This is a genomic window from Pseudoalteromonas maris, assembly GCF_049257235.1.
In the GTDB taxonomy this organism is placed as follows: Bacteria; Pseudomonadota; Gammaproteobacteria; order Enterobacterales; family Alteromonadaceae; genus Pseudoalteromonas.
In genome coordinates this window covers 24,258-43,244 of sequence record NZ_JBMMUF010000007.1, presented here as the reverse complement: position 1 = coordinate 43,244, position 18,987 = coordinate 24,258, and the positions used below count along the sequence as shown (strand labels likewise).

Annotated in this window: 14 protein-coding genes and 1 pseudogene; 5 read left to right on the top strand and 10 right to left on the bottom strand. The window is 45.0% G+C overall.

All coding sequences use genetic code 11. The annotated features are described in order from the left end of the window. Positions 1–8: 8 nt before the first annotated feature. Positions 9–1,208: an Nramp family divalent metal transporter gene (locus AAEU32_RS11160; protein WP_421970602.1), complete on the bottom strand. Its 1,200-nt coding sequence runs from the start codon at positions 1,206–1,208 to the stop codon at positions 9–11. A gap of 84 nt (positions 1,209–1,292) precedes the next feature. Further along, positions 1,293–1,748 carry a redox-sensitive transcriptional activator SoxR gene (gene soxR, locus AAEU32_RS11155; RefSeq protein WP_421970601.1) on the bottom strand — a complete coding sequence of 152 codons (456 nt, stop codon included), beginning with the start codon at positions 1,746–1,748 and terminating at the stop codon, positions 1,293–1,295. A gap of 390 nt (positions 1,749–2,138) precedes the next feature. On the opposite strand from soxR (AAEU32_RS11155), the gene AAEU32_RS11150 reads away from it, so the two are divergent. Next, on the top strand, positions 2,139–5,057 hold the full coding sequence (locus AAEU32_RS11150; RefSeq protein WP_421970600.1) for a TonB-dependent receptor domain-containing protein: 2,919 nt from the start codon (positions 2,139–2,141) through the stop codon (positions 5,055–5,057). 126 nt (positions 5,058–5,183) lie between these two features. On the opposite strand, the gene soxR (AAEU32_RS11145) is transcribed toward AAEU32_RS11150, so the two are convergent. Continuing rightward, entirely contained in the window at positions 5,184–5,639 is a 456-nt protein-coding gene (gene soxR, locus AAEU32_RS11145; RefSeq protein ID WP_421970599.1) for a redox-sensitive transcriptional activator SoxR, read from the bottom strand. Between the two features lie 71 nt (positions 5,640–5,710). Here soxR (AAEU32_RS11145) and AAEU32_RS11140 point away from each other — a divergent pair, with 71 nt between their 5' ends. After that, positions 5,711–6,190, top strand: coding sequence for a flavodoxin family protein (locus tag AAEU32_RS11140; RefSeq protein ID WP_421970598.1), 480 nt, complete (start codon positions 5,711–5,713; stop codon positions 6,188–6,190). Positions 6,191–6,240: 50 nt separating this feature from the next. On the opposite strand, the gene AAEU32_RS11135 is transcribed toward AAEU32_RS11140, so the two are convergent. After that, positions 6,241–8,301, bottom strand: a complete 2,061-nt coding sequence (locus tag AAEU32_RS11135; RefSeq protein WP_421970597.1) for a S9 family peptidase — start codon at positions 8,299–8,301, stop codon at positions 6,241–6,243. A 305-nt stretch (positions 8,302–8,606) separates the two neighbouring features. Here AAEU32_RS11135 and AAEU32_RS11130 point away from each other — a divergent pair, with 305 nt between their 5' ends. Next, on the top strand, positions 8,607–9,215 hold the full coding sequence (locus AAEU32_RS11130) for an MlaC/ttg2D family ABC transporter substrate-binding protein (protein WP_421970596.1): 609 nt from the start codon (positions 8,607–8,609) through the stop codon (positions 9,213–9,215). A 48-nt stretch (positions 9,216–9,263) separates the two neighbouring features. Here AAEU32_RS11130 and AAEU32_RS11125 read toward each other — a convergent pair. The 5 genes and pseudogenes from AAEU32_RS11125 to AAEU32_RS11105 all read right to left on the bottom strand — a co-directional run. Continuing rightward, positions 9,264–9,410, bottom strand: a pseudogene (locus AAEU32_RS11125) (threonine/serine exporter family protein); the annotation flags it as partial. Between the two features lie 9 nt (positions 9,411–9,419). Beyond that, positions 9,420–10,394, bottom strand: a complete 975-nt coding sequence (locus tag AAEU32_RS11120) for a hypothetical protein (RefSeq protein ID WP_421970595.1) — start codon at positions 10,392–10,394, stop codon at positions 9,420–9,422. Between the two features lie 108 nt (positions 10,395–10,502). Then, entirely contained in the window at positions 10,503–11,762 is a 1,260-nt protein-coding gene (locus tag AAEU32_RS11115) for a threonine/serine exporter family protein (protein ID WP_421970594.1), read from the bottom strand. A 56-nt stretch (positions 11,763–11,818) separates the two neighbouring features. Beyond that, positions 11,819–13,048, bottom strand: a complete 1,230-nt coding sequence (locus tag AAEU32_RS11110) for a glycosyltransferase (RefSeq protein WP_421970593.1) — start codon at positions 13,046–13,048, stop codon at positions 11,819–11,821. Beyond that, the gene (locus tag AAEU32_RS11105; protein ID WP_421970592.1) at positions 13,045–14,064 is read right to left on the bottom strand and encodes a LacI family DNA-binding transcriptional regulator; all 1,020 of its coding nucleotides are present in this window, start codon (positions 14,062–14,064) and stop codon (positions 13,045–13,047) included. Before AAEU32_RS11105 ends, AAEU32_RS11110 begins: the two co-directional genes overlap by 4 nt. Positions 14,065–14,310: 246 nt before the next feature. On the opposite strand from AAEU32_RS11105, the gene AAEU32_RS11100 reads away from it, so the two are divergent. Both AAEU32_RS11100 and AAEU32_RS11095 read left to right on the top strand, forming a co-directional pair. After that, positions 14,311–16,764 (top strand): S9 family peptidase, encoded by a 2,454-nt coding sequence (locus tag AAEU32_RS11100; protein WP_421970591.1) that lies wholly within the window; start codon positions 14,311–14,313, stop codon positions 16,762–16,764. A gap of 208 nt (positions 16,765–16,972) precedes the next feature. Then, positions 16,973–17,245: a hypothetical protein gene (locus tag AAEU32_RS11095; RefSeq protein ID WP_421970590.1), complete on the top strand. Its 273-nt coding sequence runs from the start codon at positions 16,973–16,975 to the stop codon at positions 17,243–17,245. Between the two features lie 107 nt (positions 17,246–17,352). On the opposite strand, the gene AAEU32_RS11090 is transcribed toward AAEU32_RS11095, so the two are convergent. Beyond that, a complete protein-coding gene (locus AAEU32_RS11090; protein WP_421970589.1) occupies positions 17,353–18,978 on the bottom strand; it encodes a sensor histidine kinase in 1,626 nt (541 codons plus the stop codon). Positions 18,979–18,987 lie beyond the last annotated feature (9 nt).

Below are 18,987 nucleotides of genomic sequence, written 5' to 3'. Positions count from 1 at the left end.
GCACAAAATCAAAAGAGCGACAACAACTTGTACGCACTGAGGGCGCAGATAGTAAGGACGACAGGAACACTTACAACATTGAGGGCAAGCGTATTTTTAAATCTGCCCATGACAGATTTGTTATTTACAAGCCACAACAAGTAAACGCAAACAATTGGCAGCAACAATGCATTAGTCGCTTGGGCAAAGATGATCACCTCGATAGGATTTAAATTGAGACTGGCAACCAAGGTGCCGAACACCAAAATAGCACAGGCTATGAGCTTAAAACGCGTATCTTTGATGCTCATTTCCCAGCCCAACATTCCGCACACAGCGTAAGCGCCTGCCATGGGGGCGGTGATGGCACTTGTTAACCCCGCTGCGAACAATCCGAGTGCGAAAAAGTATTGTGCATTATCACCAAGAAGTGGTTGGAGTTGCTTTGCCATATTAGCAGCGCTCAGCGCTCCTTGGTTTTGTCCAAAAAAGGCAACGCTTGCGGTGGCCATAATCGCAAGTGTGATCAACCCTCCAACACCAACGGATAAGATGGTGTCAGTGGTGTGTGTTTTGATAGCGCCTTGCTGATTGTTATCTTGCTGGCTTTCTTTGGCGATGACGCCTGAGTGTAGAAATAAGTTGTATGGCACTATGGTGGTACCAATGAGTGCTAAAACAGTTATGATGGAGCCCTTAGGCAAGCTTGGTGTAAGGCCGCCGAGTATATCCGTAAGATTGGGAGCCGCGATAAACAGTGTGCTCACAAAAACGAAGCCCATCAGTACAACCAAGGAGATAAGAACAATTTCAATCAGTTTGTACATGCCACTGAATAACAGTAGTGCGCTAAGCGCAGCAATAACCGGCACCCACACCCAAGACGCAACAGAAGTAAAGAGGCTTTGCAGGCCCAAACTTGCGCCACTTAAATTTCCTGCCTCATAGGCTGCGCTACCAATGCCTATTGCACTGATCACCAACAATATGGCAACCGCTTTCATAGTTGGGTGATGGATATGTCGACGCAGAGCATGCGCTAAATCGAGTCCTGAGATAACGCTCAGACGAGCGGCCATAGTTTGCAGAAGGATTGTGGCAAACACAGAAAAGAGCAACGCCCACACCAGTGCAAAACCAAAATTCGCGCCCGCAACCGATGCCGTAGTAATGGTGCCGGGGCCTATGAATGCAGCTGTGACGAGTAACCCTGGACCAAATTTTTTCATGGCATTACCTTTTTGTTTTTATTTACGAGGCCGTCACTATCAATACTATAAACTGTTGTTAGGTTGCAACTTTTGGTAATGAGGTCATTTTTTTATTTCAGGATGTTCAAGCAATACCGCACCGTTATCGACGTTTGCTAAAGTGTCTTCGGGGTTATACATGGGGCACTTTGTCATACTTAAACAGCCGCAGCCGATACATCCGTCAACATAATCTCGGACGCGTTGCATGTATGCTATTTTCTCATCAAGTTGGCGCTGCCAGAGGCGCGACATTAACTCCCAATCCTGTTTAGTTGGGGTGCGTTTTTCAGGTAGTTTGCCCAAGGTTTCTTTTATTTCTTCGAGGGTTGTCCCCATTTTCTGTGCAGCTTTGATTACTGCGATGCGCCTAAGCACGTCGCGCTTGTAGCGCCTTTGATTACCTTGGTTGCGCCAACTGCGGATCAATCCTTTTTTTTCGTAAAAATGCAGGGCGGATATGGCAACATTGGCTCGTTTAGCCACTGTGCCCACTGATAAGTTCGCCTCAGTAATCATATTGTTGTCCAGTAACATTAAACCCGATAGAGAATCTTATAATGTGCATCAATCATGATGTAAACAATGCTCGAAGACAGTGTATCCATTTGTTATCTTAATGAACTTCATCAAGTGGTTGTGCGAAAACACGGGGGAGGTTAGGTGTTTATGTTTGTTATTTTGGTTTTCATGTATAAATAATTCACCAGTATGCTTTATTTAGATTGTTTTTGGATAAATATTGCTTCGGGTAATTATATATTTACATTTTACAAATAATCGTGATGTTATTTTGCCGCTTTTCGTTGAAAATGTAGCTGATGTTATGTAAATGTTATTTTGACTGTGGCTTAGTGTGTAGTAAATGCTGAGTTACGATACATCTAAGTTCAAATTCAGGGAATTGATATGTTTAATAAATCAATAATCACAAAAGCTATTCAATGCTCGATGCTAGCCAGCTCTATGGTAGCGGGAGCTGCGTTTGCCGCTGAAGCGGATGAACGCGTAGAAGAAGTAGAAAAAATTCAAGTTACCGGTTCTCGTATCGTTAAACCTAAGCTATCTCAGCCTGCTCCGATCGTAACGATTGGCGCTAAAGACATCGCTCAAGCTGGTGTTCCAGACTTAGGAAGCGTGCTTGCTGAACTACCAGCTATCGGTTCTACTGATACCTTGATCGGTAATAACAATAGCAACGCACTAGCAGGTGTAACATCTGCAGACTTGCGTCGTCTAGGTGCGTCACGTACATTGACTCTAGTAAATGGTAAACGTCACGTAGCAGGTGCTCCGGGTAGTGCTCAAGTTGACTTGAACACGATTCCTGCGGCATTGATTGAACGTGTTGAAATCATCACTGGTGGTGCATCAGCAATCTATGGTTCTGACGCTGTATCTGGTGTAGTAAACGTAATTCTGAAAGACGACTTTGAAGGCTTCCAATTCAATGGTTCTGTTGGTAACTCAACAGAAGGCGTAGGTACAAAGAACCACTCTTTCAGCATCATCGGTGGTGGTGAGATTTTCGATGGTCGCGGTAACGTAACTTTCTTCGCAGGTAAAGACCGCATCAAGGAAGTCATGGCGAATGATATTCGTCAAGTAAATAACTACGGTAGTGTAATCAACCCGAATGACACGGGCGAAGAAGATGGTATTCCAGACCGTATTACTGTTCCGAACCTTATGTCTGAGCGTATCAGTGAGCATGGTGTAATTAATCCATTTGGTGCCGCAGGTTCAATTTGGACATTTGATGCAAATGGTACACCTGTTTTGATGCCAGAGCGCCAATACACTAACAGCTTTGCGTTTGGTAACTTCCCTGACGGTTGTGCATACTGCTTCAAACTTCAGGACTATGAGAACGTTTATCCTGATCTAGACAAAACGACAGTTGGCTCTACATTCAAGTTTGACCTTACAGACAACCACGCTTTTTACAGTGACTTTAAATTTGTACGTTCAGACATCAAGCAGCAGTTCCAGCCTTCATTCCGCTTTGGTAATGTTGTGATCAATGTTCAAGATAACCCTTATCTTGATGAAACGTTACGTCAAGATCTTCTTGACCAAGGCGCAAGCGTAGTTCGTTTCTCTAAATTCTTTGGTGAACTAGGTAACCGAAGCGCGGCAAACAAGCGTGAATTGTTCCGCTTTGTTGGTGGCTTTGAGGGCATGTTCACTCTGAGCGAAACTGACTTCACATACGATACATATTATGTGTTTGGTCGCACAGACAACGTACGTAACACGTTGAACGATTTAATCCCTGATAACTTCGTAGCAGCGCTTGATGCTGTTATCGATCCTGCAACAGGCGAAGCAGCATGTCGTAGCCAAGTTCCTTCTGCGCAAGGTGCAGGCTACACTGACCCTGCAAGTGTAAACGGTGGTGACTGTGCTCCTTACAACCCATTTGGCTATGACCAAGCGTCTGAAGCCGCAAAAGATTGGGTAAGTGCTGATGTTACACGCACAGACAGAATTACTCAGGAAGTTATCGGTGGATACATCTCATTTGACACTGCAGAGCTTTTCGAGCTTCAAGGTGGTCCTATCGGTATCGCGACTGGTTTCGAGTACAGGGAAGAAACTTCAGCAACTATCACTGATGAGTTTGCTAAAGCAGGTTTCCTAACTACAGCTGCTACACCAGATTCATACGGTGAGTATGACGTATCAGAAGGCTTTATTGAGATTAACTTGCCTATCCTTGCTGGTATGTCTTTTGCCAAAGAACTATCACTAGACGCTGCATACCGTACGGCAGATTACTCACACACAGGCTCTAGTAGCTCTTGGAAAGTAGGTCTAATGTATCAACCGTTCGATGACATTCGTATTCGTGGTACAGTTGGTGAAGCTGAACGTGCTCCTAACATTGCTGAAGCGTTTTCTCCTGTATCTCCAGGTTTCGGTCGTGTATCAGATCCATGTGATGCGGATAACATCGGTGATAACCCGAACCGTGCAGCTAACTGTGCGGCACTTGGTATCCCTGCTGACTTCCAAGCTAACGATAACGTGAGTATTGATACATTAAGTGGTGGTAACCCAGACCTTAAGCCTGAGAAATCAACTTCTTACACGGCGGGTATCGTATGGACGCCAACATTTGCAGAAAACTTCTCAATGACAGTAGATTACTACGACATTGAAATTGAAGATGCAATTTCATTTATCTCTGCTCAAAGCATTGCTGATAACTGTGTTGACGCCCCAGGAGGGTTCGATGCATCTTTCTGTAACCAAATCGACCGTGATCCAACGACATACGATATTGAGCTAGTACGCTCTGGTTACTTGAATGCAGCTGCACTAACTACACGTGGTATCGATGCTGACTTTGATTACCGCACTGATTTGAGCAGCTTTGATCTTGAAGGTGAGTTGACTTTCAACTTATTCATCAACCACTTACTAGAGCTAGAAAGTTTTGAATTCCAAAACCGTCCAGACAAAGTTAACGTGGAAAATGGCGAAGTTGGTGACCCTGAGTGGCAAGGTCGCTTTACTGTTCAGTATTCATGGGAAGACCTAAACCTTACATGGACTACACGTTACACTGACCGTTCAGCTCGATTCGATGTATCACCTGAAGGTGATTCTCCAGAGGATCTATCTCCAGCATTCGTTGGTAGCATCGTGTCTCACGATCTAGCTGCTCGTTATCAGCTAACAGACAACATGCAAGTTGACCTAGGTCTACGTAACCTAACTGATAAACTTCCGCCAGAATACATTCAGGCGAGCGGTGGTAACGAAGCAATCTACGATGTTGTAGGTCGTCGCTTCTATGCTAACGTAAACGTGACTTTCTAATTAAGCAGTCATAAAAAATTATAAGGCCAGCTTAAAGCTGGCCTTTTTTATGTAACTCACATGCTGGTCATTATCAATCCGTTGTTTGTTGGCACCTAGCCAACTGCAAAAGCTCAATGTTGTGGATTAAAGATTGATGTCAGGATGCTCAAGTAACACAGCCCCTTTATCGACGTTTGCCAAAGTGTCTTCGGGGTTATACATAGGGCACTTTGTCATACTTAAACAGCCGCAGCCGATACATCCGTCAACATAATCACGAACACGTTGCATGTATGCTATTTTCTCATCAAGTTGGCGCTGCCAGTGGCGCGACATTAACTCCCAATCCTGTTTAGTTGGGGTGCGTTTTTCAGGTAGTTTGCCCAAGGTTTCTTTTATTTCTTCGAGGGTTATCCCCATTTTCTGTGCAGCTTTGATTACAGCGATGCGCCTAAGCACGTCGCGCTTGTAGCGCCTTTGATTACCTTGATTGCGCCAGCTTCGAATCAATCCTTTCTTTTCGTAAAAATGCAGGGCGGATATGGCAACATTGGCTCGTTTAGCCACTGTGCCCACTGATAAGTTTGCTTCTAATGTCATAGTCCTATTGACCTTAACTTAAGTTTAGGTTTTACAGTGAGTCTACTGTTAAATTAACCGTCGGTACACACATGACTGAGCACATTATTCTTTTTAGTAGTGCGCGGCAGCAAGGCAATACCTATGTAGCCGCTCAAGCATTGGCCGAGCAGCTTGAGGCAAATATCATTCATTTAGACAACTACGAGATTAAACCATACCGATACGACATTGATGATTATGATGATGACTTTATTAGTTTGATGGTGCATTTGCTGGAGTATCAGCATTGGGTGTTTGCATCGCCAGTTTATTGGTATAACACCACGGTAACACACCGTAACTTTTTTGATCGCCTCACCCAATACTTGAACGATGAACGCTTGCAGGTGGAACTGCGACGCTTACGACAAAAAAATATGTCTGTGTTATCAACTAGCAATGATGGCGCAGGGCTAGATGCGTTTGTGGCGCCTTTTAGGTTAACTGCTCAGTACTTAGGGATGGAATTTGTCACCCATTACCATGCCAAGGCGAGTCAGCCCAGTATCGTCGAGCGAAAAGCAATATAGAAAAAGCCACCTTATAGAAAAGGTGGCTTTTGTTTGGTAGTTAGCACAGATTAGTCTTGTTTTTTAGCGTCTTTCACCGCTTTTAGCTTTGCAGCATGGTCAATTTCGAATGCAGGCATTTCTTTGTTGCCATCCATCAGGTAATTGTCCATCCAACGCATTAGACGCAGGCTGTAGTCGTACTGAGCCGCAACTTTACGGTTGCCGTGGCCTTCACCCGGGTAGTAAACCAAACGTACGTCTTTACCTTGCACTTTCATGTAGCGATATAGCTCCATTGATTGCGCTGGGTGTACACGAGGGTCGTCTTTACCATGCATGATAAGTAATGGCGTTTTAGATTGGCCTGCCCAGTAGATTGGGCTGCGCTCTAGGTACCACTGCCACTTTTCCCAAGGGTACGAACGTGCGTGTACAAGATACATTTCGTTAGAGATGTCCGTAGTACCAAACTTTGACAGCTGGTTAGTCACGCCTACAAACATAACACTTGCAGCGAAATGCTCTGTGAGTTTCGTTGCGCCCCATGCCGATGCGTAACCACCGTATGAACCACCTGTGATACCAACACGATTGGTATCAACAAGACCCATATCTACAAGGTATTGCTTCATATCAACGAGATCGTCAAACTCTTTGCCCGCGTAGTCGTTCTGGCCAAGCTTTGAATAGTCTACGCCTTTACCAGTTGAACCTCGGTAGTTTGGGTAAAACACGGCATAACCGCGCGCTGCACCCATCTGACCTGGATCTGAGTAACTGGTCGTCCAGCCGTTTTTGTCGTGACTTTCAGGGCCACCGTGAACCGCCATGATCAGCGGGTAGCGTTTTCCTTCTTCATAATCGAGTGGGTAAACAAGCACGCCCCCAATTTCAACGCCATCACGTGCTTTAAATGTCAGCGCTTCTTGCTTAGCAAAACGCTTGTCGTTCAACCATGGGTTTGAATCGCTAAGGCGGGTCGCTTTAGTGCCGCGCACCATAAACACTTCATTTGGGTGTTTAGCAGTATTTGCACGCAATGCAATGGTTTTGTCTGAGTCAGAAATGCTCAGAGAACCCGCGATAAATTTGCCTTCTTTGACCAGCTTTTTATATTTGCCTGAGCCTACTTTGATTTGGCCAATGAAGCTTTCTGGGCTTACCTGCGCTACAAAGTTCAGAGTATTGCTGTTATTAGACCATTCGAAATCACTGATGTGGCCCATAAAATTCGGCAGCCACTCTTTGATTTCACCAGATTCAGTATCAGCAAGGAATAAGCGTCCAGTCGCTGGGTCGTGCTTATCTTCAGCGCCTAGAATGGCAACATAGCGACCATCATGTGAAAGTTCTGCACCGTCAAGCTTACCTTCAGTCTTGAATGACATAGTGACTTGCTTGCTTGCAATATCAAATAGGTGCCATTGTGACTTGGTGTATTTGTCGTCAATCAGTGCCGTAGGTTGCGTTTTAACAAGTAACTTCTCGCCATTGGCTGAGTAATTCATGTCGCTCACGTAGCCTTTAATCGCTATCGCATCTGGGCTAAGAGGCTTGTCTGACTTAGCTAAGTCAACAATGTGAAGCTGTTTATCATCTAGGCCAAGCTCGTATACTTCGGCCATAAAACCGAGCTTCTTAAGCTCTTTCTCAGACTTGTCTTTTGCTGGCATTGCAAGCAGCGCCACTTGCTTGCCATTCGGGCTCAGCTCATAGCTTGAAATCGAACGGTCTTTGAGCGCCATCACTTGTTGCGCTTGACCACCGTCCACAGGAATATGGTACAGCGCAGTGTGCTTGTCATCGGCCATTTTCGCTAGGAAGTAAATGTCTTTACCATCAGCCGACCAGCTGATGCTTTTGATATTTACTTTGCCAGTAATGTAAGGACGTTCAGAGCCTTCATCGTCTACTACATACAATTCGCTGTAGTTAAGGCCATTCTCTTCAACGTAGAGTTCACGTGGTAGTGAGCGAGTAAATGCAACATGTTCACCGTCTGGGCTTACAGCCGTTTGGATCACACTTTTAATCTTGGGGATGTCTTCAACGGTAATGGTGTCATTGGCAAGTACGTTGGCACTTGTAAACCCAATGGCCAACGCCAGAGTTGTTTTTAGTAGTTTCATGTCTGTCCTTCACTTGTTAGGTGTGGGTCATATTCTACAAATCCAATGTCGCAATGCTAGTGTTTGCGATAGGGGGAGCGATATTCGGGATCAATAACGGGATATCAATCTCAAAGGCATCATAATGGCAGCAGGGCACAGTTATTTGTCGCGTGTAATATGTCCCATCATTTTGGCAACTACTTGCTATATTTAAAGGCGTAGCTACTGTGTGCATAAATAAAGTCTAAGATGTGCAAATTTGTTACTTATCATGCTTTAGAGATTCCTTTATGATGCGCCCCTAATCTCAATTGCGGAGTATTTTGGTGAGCATTCGAACGTTTATTTTTCCAGCGATTTTTATTTTTGCCTTTATTTTCAGTGGTGTTAGTAACGCACAACAAACACAGCCTTACACGCTGTTAAAGCAAGTAGGTGAGCAGTTATTTGTTGATATTGCAAAAATTGACGTACCAGAGCAGCAGAAAAAAGAGCAGTTGCGTACGTTAGTAAAGCAACAATTGATCCCTCACATCGACATCAAATTTGTGTCGTTCAAGTTATTGGGCAAGCATGTCCGCGAGGTAAACAAAGAGCAAGCACTGGCGTTCATTGAGTCTGTGGAATCTTATTTGGGTGCAACTTACGCTAATGCATTGATGAGTTACAAAGGCCAAGAAGTGCGCTTTATTGAGCCTAATGCACCATCAAGTAATGGTTTTGCATCTATCAAAACAGAAATAGTGGAGTCGGGTAAACCAACCATCGACATCGTTTTTAAATTACGTCAAGACAAGCAGGGTACATGGCGAGTGTATGACCTTGTTGCTGAAGGGATTTCGTTGCTTGATGCAAAACAAAAGGAAATTGTTGCACGTATCTCTGAGGTCGGTATTGATCAGGTAAATCAAGAGCTTCTTGCGAAGCTCTAACAAAAAGTTAAACCTCAAGGCAAGCAATACCCGTGTATGATGCTTGCCTTATAAACTCTTCTTCGGTGGCATCACCACGTTGGCGAATATTAACCCCGCCACTAGCGACATGAAAATCAAGAATGTTTGCTGACCTATGTGATCGGCATTTACAATGCAATTTAATAAATTACTGAATACGCCTACTGCTAAGGCAAGATGGAATCATCCGCAAACTCTAAAGCGGTACAAAAGCTTTCCAGACTGGTAAAATTGTACCAATTTACAACTAGGCTCAAAGCTCCCACCGATTATCTCCGATTCTTTAGATATGATCCCAGCCTCTGTTAGTCTGTCTAAGTTATTCTCTACACATGTATTGTCAACCTCTATAGCTCCGTAGTCGCCTCTCAAACCAGGAAGAGTATAACCTGCAACTCTGGAAGCATCACTAACCGAAAGCACTAAAACAGGTTTGTTGTTACTATCATAACCGAGTATGTCCACCTCGAACGCTAACACATCTTTTATGGGCATTGGTCGTTCTGAATCATCATAAGTCACAACGTAGGCCTGCTCTCTTGTGGTTGGTAGTTTGTTAGCGGAGTAACTTATGGGTCCCAACTGAAGAGAGTATCCCTCACTCGTAGAATCAGGGAGAACATTTTGTTGATTGATTTGAGACATTGAGAGTTCGATAGAAGCTGTAATATTTGATTTTAAAGCATTCAGTTTAGCTGGATCGGTTAAAGTTGTTAGCGCTGTTATTTGGGGGCAAGTAGCGGAGTTCGAATATGACGTGTCAGCATATTCGTCATAGTGCTTGGTGGATTGCGTTTGTGCATTTTTTATTGCTTGTAATAAATCGAAGTGGGTTTTTGCGATTTCACGATATGCGTATGCCGTATCCGAATTAACAGGAATTTCCTGCGCTAATATTGGCCAAGGTGCGACATCACTATGATGGACATTAAAAGAGTATGATTGACCGCTCGTTGTGTCAATGAGAGTTATGTTCTTAGTATCTGAATAGCAATAGATATCTTCGTTAAAGGTAGGTGAACATTTAAGCGAGGGGCTAAAAGTTTTAGCGACTTGTTTCGCTGCATCTATGCTCACACAGCTATCACACAAATATGCATTTTGTTCCGCAAACACAGCTGTAGAGAGCAGTAGGCCTGACAATATAAACTTATTCACTTAGTTAATCCTTTATCTAAGGTTTATAAATTGACTGACACCATAAACGTAGTGTATCCATAATGTCAACAAGAGGGCATCGCTATTATATTAATTCAAGCCCAAAGTTTATAAACTCTTCTTCGGTGGCATCACCACGTTGGCGAATATTAATCCCGCCACGAGCGACATAAAAATCAAGAATGTTTGCTGACCTATGTGATCGGCATACACAAAGTCTTGGCCTTCAATTAAAGAGTTAAGTCCGATATAGGTTTTTGAACCTGGAACCAACACAATGAGTCCTTGCATCGCCACAATTGAAGCAGGGGCATTCACAATGCGATTAAATAAATTACTGAATACGCCTACTGCAAGTGCGCCAACGAATGTCCCTAAGGTGTAATCTAGGTAGGCAGCTGAGCCAATACTTGCACCATAGGCGATAAAGCCAGAAGCTAAAGACCATAACGCGTGCTTCATTTTTGTTCTAAAAATGACTACCAGCGACGAGCAGAGCAGGAAAATAGCGAGCCAAGCAGTCCATTTTGGTAGTGGCTCAGGGGTTACGAAATCAGCCTGCCCAAATAGCGCAAAGCCAATGCCAATCCCTATGAATGCGCCAAAATAGAGTTTGAACAACAGCATTAACGAGTCCATGACTCGCGCGGTACCCGACACCAAATGTCGCGCCGCGAGTTCAGCAAGACCAAGTGCCAGTGCCAAGCCGGGAATGAATACGATGATGCTCGATAGCACCACCAGCCGAATATTGATGTATGGGTCAAGATACACACTGACCGCACAGGCTAGAATAGCTGATACCACAGCAACCAATGGCTCAAGCATATGGGCAACGCGTCGTGACATGGTTGACCACAGTACAAACAAGTACACCACCAAGGTTAACACTCCCGCCCATATAACATCATTCCAGCTGGTGCCCATGAGCATTGCAAAGGCACCACCAGACATAGCAAAAGCAGTAGCCGTAGTGAGTTTGTTGTAGGGCGCTGGCATCACGGCGATTTCATCTAGGCGTTTGTCAGCTTCACTGATGGTTAATTCACCTTTGAGCAGCGAGTTGACGACTTCGTCGGTATTGGCCAGCGAACCGAGGTCATGGTCGCCTGGGTCTACACGCGCTACGTGGGTGTATTCGTTTTCATGGCCTTCAGTCCAGATCACAAAAGTCACAGAGGTTGGTGACATAACAAATGAAGACTTCAGCTCTAAGTAGGTGGCTACTTCAAGTAAGTGCGCTTCTAAACGATAAGCTGGCGTGCCGTATTTGTGCAGCATTTTGCCTAACTTAACGATGAATTTTCGTTTTTCTTTAAAAATCGCGTCTTCCACGCACGGGTCCTCGGTAATAATGTAGTTGGCCATGGCCGCCAAAAGCGTGGCATTGTAGTGTCATCACATCCGATGTCTACTGATTTCCATCAACTTTTTGATGAATTTTTTGCTTCAATCCACTGCGCCATATATTGGGTGCTACGCATGGTGTGATGCTTAAGCATTTGCCCAGTAAAATTAGCCTGCCGGTGTGCTGCTAAATTGCCTCGTAAGTTATCTATCTTGTCTAACAAAACCAGTGATAATGCTTGCTTATCATATACTTGCTCAAGTATAGCTCGGCCTTGGCGTTGTGCGCAGGTAAAGGCGTCATAGTCTTGGTGTAAGCGCACCGCTGCATCAGCAAATTGCTGCGGTTGATCATGTATTTCACCATTCCAAGGTAACTCTTTGTGCATTCCTTCTGCACCTATGGTTGTGGTAACTGATGGGGTGGCGGTGATCATCGCTTCCAAGAGTTTACCTTTTATGCCCGCACCAAAACGAAGCGGAGCTAGGCACACCCTAGCTTTGCTCATAACATCTAGGGCGTCGTCGGCCCAGCCTTTGATCAAGAACCCTGTTTTTGGGTTATGCAAAGCGGTCGCTTTAGGTGGAGGGTAAGAGCCATAAATATGCAGCTCAGCCTTGGGGAGTTGCTTACGAATAAGCGGCCATATTTGTTGTAAATATAAAACAGCATCCCAATTAGGGGCATGACGAAAGTTACCTATGGTCATAAAGTGTTGGCGTTCGTCGAATGCGCGAGGGTGCTTTGGCAATGAATCTAAATCAACCAAAAAGGGCAGGTGGTGTACCAACGCATCTTCTACTTTGAACACCTCTCGCAATAACTGCATTTCATAAGTTGAGATAATTAGGCTTACATCGCATCGTAAAATCGCCGCTATTTCGCGCTTGGCTAAATCAGTATGCAAGTCGCTAGGTGAAAACGCTCTGCCCGCCTTGTGCGCGTCATGGCGAGCGCCACGTAAACACTGCAAATCTTCGGTATCGAGTATCTTCAATGCGTTAGGTGCATAGGTATCAACTCGCCAGCCAAACTGTTCTTCCATCATAAAACGGTCAAACATGACAATATCGGGTTGCACCTTCTTTAGGTAGTCATCAAAGCTACTGCAGTTAAGTTTAATCTCAGCGCTAGTGATACCGTGGGAGCTCAGGTCTTCCATATGCTCGGTACGTTGCGCGGGAGATGCAAACTCGACACTCGAACCTTGGCTGCGAAATAGTGTGAGCAACGACATCATATGTGTCCCTGCTGCGGAGGAGTTAGGCTCTGGCCATACGTAGCCAATTACTAATACTTGGGTCATGAACACGACGCTCGTTTTATATGGGTAACATCAATAAGTGTGCGCCTTGCTACATTGTTCCCTTGGAGCAAGGCGTTTAGGTTGTCTAACGTGTGTCTGGCAATGTCTTGGGTGTTAAAAGAGATTGCACTCAAAGGTATGTGTCGCGATGCCAAATCAGGCAGATCACCAAACCCTATGAGCTTGAAGTCTTTGCCAGCGAGTAAGCCATGGTGAGCTAATTCATCACTTAAAACTTGCGCCACAAGGTGGCTATAACATACAAGTCCCAGCGCTTGTTCGCGGTTATTCAGAGCAATGAGCTGTGGAATCATATCCATAATAGCGCGCCTATCAAGGGGGCATGGTAGCATCAGGGATGACGATAATGCACCATATTGCGCTAACGCTTGCTCATAGCCTTGGCAGTATTGCTCATAGTCACTCCTATGTGCGGTTCCGCCAATCATTAGTGTTGGGTTGCACTTAGCATCAACCAGCGCTTTTGTGGCAATGAATGCGGCCCTTTTACAATCGGCTAAAACACAGGGGGCTTCGCTAAAAGGCACTTCACGCAAGACGTTGATGACCTTAATGCCGAGGTGATGCAGACTATTTTGCCAGTTAACATCGGTATTGGTTGCAGGGCACAGAATAATGGCCGATACATTGGCTTCTTGCAGGCGTTCAATGAGCTGTTTTTGGGTGATTGTATTGTCATCACTGCACAACAACATAGGCACGTAGCCCATGGCAAATACGCCTTGTTGCAGCTGCTGTGCTAAATCACTCATGACGGCGCTGGTAAAAGATGGAAGCACAATGGCGACTTGGGTCGAGTGCTTTGCGCGCAGCGATGCCGCCCCGCGGTTATACACATAACCTAGCTCAGCCATCGCTTGGCGAACTTTTTCTTTGGTATTGGCACTGACATTATCAGCATTGTTAATCACCAAGGAAACCGTTGACTTAGACACACCTGCTTGGCGTGCAACGTCTATAATCGTGATTCTAGGGCGAGAAGCTGTGTTGGCCATGGTCTTGTAATGCGTTGATCCAGCTCTGTATATTAGCAGGTTTAGCGCTGATCCGTGAGCCCAATTTACACAAGTAAACAATGAAAACAGTGCTCATAACTGGGGCCAATCGCGGTATTGGCTTAGCGCTTGCTCAGCGTTATGCCCAATAAGGTTGGCATGTTCATTTTATCGACAATAAGTTGCTACCCTCAGTGGCCGCGTTAAACTGTGTGCGACAGGAACAAAAATAATAAAGGGTTTTCTATGAAATATGACTTCACCACAGGGGTGTTTGCGGCAGCGTTTGCCACCACTGTGGGATGCTTGCTCGCTTTTGCAGCTCCAATCCAGGCGGCACAATCTGACGGTTACCAAGAGCCATCACCAGAATTAGCTCAGGTGGTTGATGCCAAGCTTGCGCCACGGTCGATGCTCTCGCCAGATGGTCAATGGCTGGCTTTGCTTGAACGTAGGCGTGTTGAGAGCTTACAAGAGTTAGCTAAGCCAGAGCTTAAACTCGCTGGTATTAAGCTCAACTCAGATAATTTTTCACGCTCACGAGTGCGCAACAAATACACGGCCTTGAGTTTTCAGTCCTTGCAAAGTGAAGCAACCATTACGGTCTCAAATCTTGATGACGGAATTGTGCGATCGCCCCAGTTCTCAAGTGACAGCCGCTATTTTAGCTTCGTTTATGAAACGCCTAAAGCGGCGACGCTGTGGCTGTATGACCTAAAAACGAGGCAATTAAAACAGCTCAGCGACTACGCACTCAATTCTGTGATCACAGCAACACCGTATTATTGGATGCCAGATGCCGGCGGACTTATTATTAACCATGCAGTTAATATGGGTAAGGAGCAACCGCAAGACAATGCCTCTACTGTGGTGCCGGTTATTCAGCAAACAACCGGTGAAAAGGCGCCAGCGCGTACTTACCAAAACTTGTTAACGAGCCCACATGATGAGGCCTTGTTCGCTTTTTACGGCCAAGGTCAATTGATGCGTGTGAGCCTTGATGGCAGAGCTACAGCCATTGGCAAGCCCGCGCTTTTCAGCAACTTTAGTATTTCACCCGATAGCAACAACATTCTCGTTGCATCTCTTGATGAGCCGTTTTCGTATCAGGTGCCTTATAGCCGTTTCGCTAGCACATGGGCTGTGTGGGGCATGAGCGGCTATGAGCTCAAGGTGCTGGCAAAGCAACCCCTTGCTGATAACATCCCGCAAGGTTTTGATAGTGTGCGTACCGGCCCCCGTCGTTTCCAGTGGCGCGCTGATAAGGGGGCAACCCTCATATGGGCCGAGGCGCAAGATGGTGGAGATATGAAAACCGACGTGCCTTATCACGACCATATTTATACACTTAGCGCACCATTTAGACGTGACCCCAGTCTGTTTGCAAAAACAGAGCGCCGTTTTTCAAGCTTTACTTGGGGCAATGACAATGTCGCGATGATGTCAGAGTGGCGCTTTAGCGATCGCCAAGTTCGCACTTGGGTGATTGCACCTGATAATGCCAATGCAACACCCGTTCTGTTCTCTGAACGCAGTTACAACGATGCATATAAAGACCCAGGCGACCCGATTTACACTCTCAATGATTTGGGTGCTCGCGTGATGAAGGTCATAGGCGATCGTTATATTTATTTACGGGGTGATGGCGCTTCAGAACAAGGCAATATCCCATTTTTAGATAGATATGATGTGAAAACCAACAGCACTGAGCGTCTGTGGCGCAGTGAGGCGCCTTACTATGAACGCGTGGTGGATTTACTCGATGACCAAGCGCGTCGTTTTATCACTGTACGAGAGTCTAAAACCGAACAACCTAATTTGTTTGTGCGTGATTTGAATGAAGAAAGCCTCACGCAGATCACACAGTTCCCGCATCCGTATCCAGCGTTTAAAGGCATTAAAAAAGAGCAAGTACGTTATACCCGCGACGATGGTGTTGAGCTATCAGGGACTTTGTATTTACCCGCTGACTATGATGCCAATCAAGGACCAATCCCTGTGCTAATGTGGGCGTACCCACTTGAGTATAAAGACAAAAATGTTGCATCACAGGTGCGTGAATCACCTTATGAGTTTACCTATATTGGCTATTGGGGACCGATGCCCTACCTTGCCAAAGGCATTGCGGTGTTTGACGACCCGAAAATGCCCATTGTTGGTGTAGAAGGTAAAGAGCCTAACGATACCTTTAGAAAACAACTTGTTGCTAGCGCGCAAGCTGCGGTTGATGTGTTGGTGGAAAAAGGTGTTGCAGATAAAGATAAAATTGCCATTGCTGGCCACTCTTATGGTGCGTTTATGGTGGCTAACTTACTCGCGCACAGCGACTTATTTAAAACAGGTATCGCGCGAAGTGGGGCATATAATCGCACTTTAACGCCATTTGGTTTTCAAGGTGAAGAACGTCACTTTTGGGAAGGGCAGGAGGTGTACGCTGCTATGTCGCCTTTTTTCCACGTTGAAAAGATCAATGAGCCCATGCTGATGATCCACGGCAAGGAAGACCCTAACAGTGGCACATTCCCCATGCAAAGTGAGCGCATGTATGCTGCTATGAAAGGCTTGGGTAAGGACGCACGTTTAGTCATGCTGCCTTATGAGGCCCATGGTTATCGCGCTCGCAAAAGCTTACTTCACGTGCTGTGGGAACAAGAACAGTGGTTAGAAAAATATTTGTTAGATGACTCACAGAGTCAGTGAACTAGCATAAAGAGATAAAGCCGCCATCAAGGTGGCTTTTTTTGCACCCGTAATACATACGTACTAGGAAGCTTTGCTCAAAGTTGTCTACGATTTAGGTAAGTACCTGATTTAGGTTTGGTTTATGATTGTTTCATTGATCTCGATCATGCTGATAAGTCAATTGACCTACTACATTTTTCTAATACATAACTGAGTGGGCATAACTATGACTTCTGTACGCATCAAGAAAGTAACAAGTGAATTAGCAAAAATGCTCGCGGCTTCACCATATAAGTTGCCAGCGAACACGAATTTAGACTCGCCCAAAGATTTAGAGCGTTTGTTAGCGAGGTTGTTTGAGATAGAGCGCTATCTCATCACTAAAAAGGAAAAAACGGGTGAGTTGTCGGTATTGCGAAAACACACAGCAGACATTTTGTTACTGTTGGACGGCTTTGATTTGCGAGCGAGAAACAAAGAAGCCAAAGAGGCGGCGTAAACGAATCTCTCTCGTGCAGTCTACGCTATCACATTGATTCCATTTGTGAGTGTCTATTGGCTGGGCTTATGCCCAGCCTTTTTTATTCTTATCATGAGCGTATGAAATTAGTTTGCTTTTAATGCTTGTTCAAAGCCATCTATAGGCATAGTGATAGCAAAGCATGCACCGCCCTGTGGTGAAGGTGAGTATGATAATGAACCACAAAAATATTGATTCACGATTGTGAGGGCAACGCTCAGCCCTAGGCCTAGGCCCTTAGCATGGCGGTTACCAACAACAAATGCATCAAACATGTTATGCACTAAGGCATCATCAATTCCCTCACCATTATCGATGACATTGATTGTGATTTCGCTCTGGTTTTGGCGTGCTTCTATGGTCAATTGCGCGTCGATTGCTTTGTCCATAAAGTGTGTGCCAAACGTATGTTGGTAGACATTCTCAATGAGCTCGATAATCGGTTGGCGTAGCAAAAATGCCGGCGCATGTACACTGATGCCCTCGTCTATGTCGAGGCTAATATTAACCGTTTTTCCTAGGGTGTCGGCTTCGTCTAGACACGCACATATCTCTTCTTTGAGCCTGAGTACTTGAGCATTATTTTTAAAGCCATCCTGGGTGATTAGTTTTAGCTTATTGATAATGCTACTAATGCGATTTGCGCTGTTTTCAACCAAGGTTGCGCAGCTTTCGATATTTTCAATAGATTCCAATAGCGCAGTTTTTGCTAGGGTATTGTTACTCACCTTGTCTTTGACTTCGGCAAGCGCAACCAACTGGCTGCTCGAGGCGGTAACGGCGATACCCACAGGCGTATTAATTTCATGTGCTAAACCAGGGATTAGCCGCATAAGAGTCGAGGATTTTTCAGCGTGTAACAATTTAACTTGAGCCTGTTTGAGGTCGTATACGGCCTCGTTGAGAGCCGTATTTTTTGAGACTAATTCGTCGGTCTGTGCTTTAACTTCACTATTTAAGAAGGTGATGATATTTCTGCGTATGCGTGAGCGGGCATTGTAAAAGAAGATGAGCACGCACAATAACGCTAAAAAGCATATCAATGCGCCAAGGTAATACAGGGTGAGTTTCATGGATGAGTGCGCGATAAAATCTGCCAGCTTTTGTTCGCGTAGCAACAGGAACTCATTGATATAAGTCATTATTCTAACTTTACTTTGTAAGTACTCTTCATTGTACAAAATAGCGAGCGCCTCAAGGTTTTTACCTTGCTCTACTAAATTGAATGCTTGATTTTCTAACAAGACGAGCGACTGACTTTGATCATAAGCCTGCGTGAGTGCTTCAAGTTCTTCCTTGGAGGCACCATTTTCCTCGAGCAGACTTAACAAAGACTGTGGCTGACCATTTGGAAACGGTGCTTTCCCACCATCGACCATTAACATATCCCAGTAGACTCTGTTTAAGTGCATGGGTCTGGGGCTTTGCCCTGAGCGAATGCTAAGGATTTGCTCAAAGAATCTTTTATATTTTGGATTTGCTGTCGCTGCGTTAGCGCGGGCCATCATAGTGAGTTGATCTGAGCTCAAACGGAGCTCTTGAGATAGGCGTACCAGTTTAAAATTTTGCTCTAATCCATGCTGTTGTTCACTTTTACTTATAAACGCCAAAATGACAAAGACCATTGCGGCCACAAACAAGGATAAGCACAGGCCAATAATATATTCAAAATATTTGAAGCTTAAAAACTTGTGATAAGACGTGTCTTTCATAGGTTCGCG

Excerpts from the sequence above, each read along its gene's own strand:
- AAEU32_RS11095 (WP_421970590.1), top strand. The coding sequence starts at position 16,973 with ATGACTTCTGTACGCATCAAGAAAGTAACAAGTGAATTAGCAAAAATG.
- AAEU32_RS11150 (WP_421970600.1), top strand. The coding sequence starts at position 2,139 with ATGTTTAATAAATCAATAATCACAAAAGCTATTCAATGCTCGATGCTA.
- AAEU32_RS11100 (WP_421970591.1), top strand. The coding sequence starts at position 14,311 with ATGAAATATGACTTCACCACAGGGGTGTTTGCGGCAGCGTTTGCCACC.
- AAEU32_RS11115 (WP_421970594.1), bottom strand. The coding sequence starts at position 11,762 with ATGGCCAACTACATTATTACCGAGGACCCGTGCGTGGAAGACGCGATT.
- AAEU32_RS11105 (WP_421970592.1), bottom strand. The coding sequence starts at position 14,064 with ATGGCCAACACAGCTTCTCGCCCTAGAATCACGATTATAGACGTTGCA.
- soxR (WP_421970601.1), bottom strand. The coding sequence starts at position 1,748 with ATGATTACTGAGGCGAACTTATCAGTGGGCACAGTGGCTAAACGAGCC.
- AAEU32_RS11110 (WP_421970593.1), bottom strand. The coding sequence starts at position 13,048 with ATGACCCAAGTATTAGTAATTGGCTACGTATGGCCAGAGCCTAACTCC.
- AAEU32_RS11135 (WP_421970597.1), bottom strand. The coding sequence starts at position 8,301 with ATGAAACTACTAAAAACAACTCTGGCGTTGGCCATTGGGTTTACAAGT.
- AAEU32_RS11160 (WP_421970602.1), bottom strand. The coding sequence starts at position 1,208 with ATGAAAAAATTTGGTCCAGGGTTACTCGTCACAGCTGCATTCATAGGC.
- AAEU32_RS11140 (WP_421970598.1), top strand. The coding sequence starts at position 5,711 with ATGACTGAGCACATTATTCTTTTTAGTAGTGCGCGGCAGCAAGGCAAT.
- soxR (WP_421970599.1), bottom strand. The coding sequence starts at position 5,639 with ATGACATTAGAAGCAAACTTATCAGTGGGCACAGTGGCTAAACGAGCC.
- AAEU32_RS11090 (WP_421970589.1), bottom strand. The coding sequence starts at position 18,978 with ATGAAAGACACGTCTTATCACAAGTTTTTAAGCTTCAAATATTTTGAA.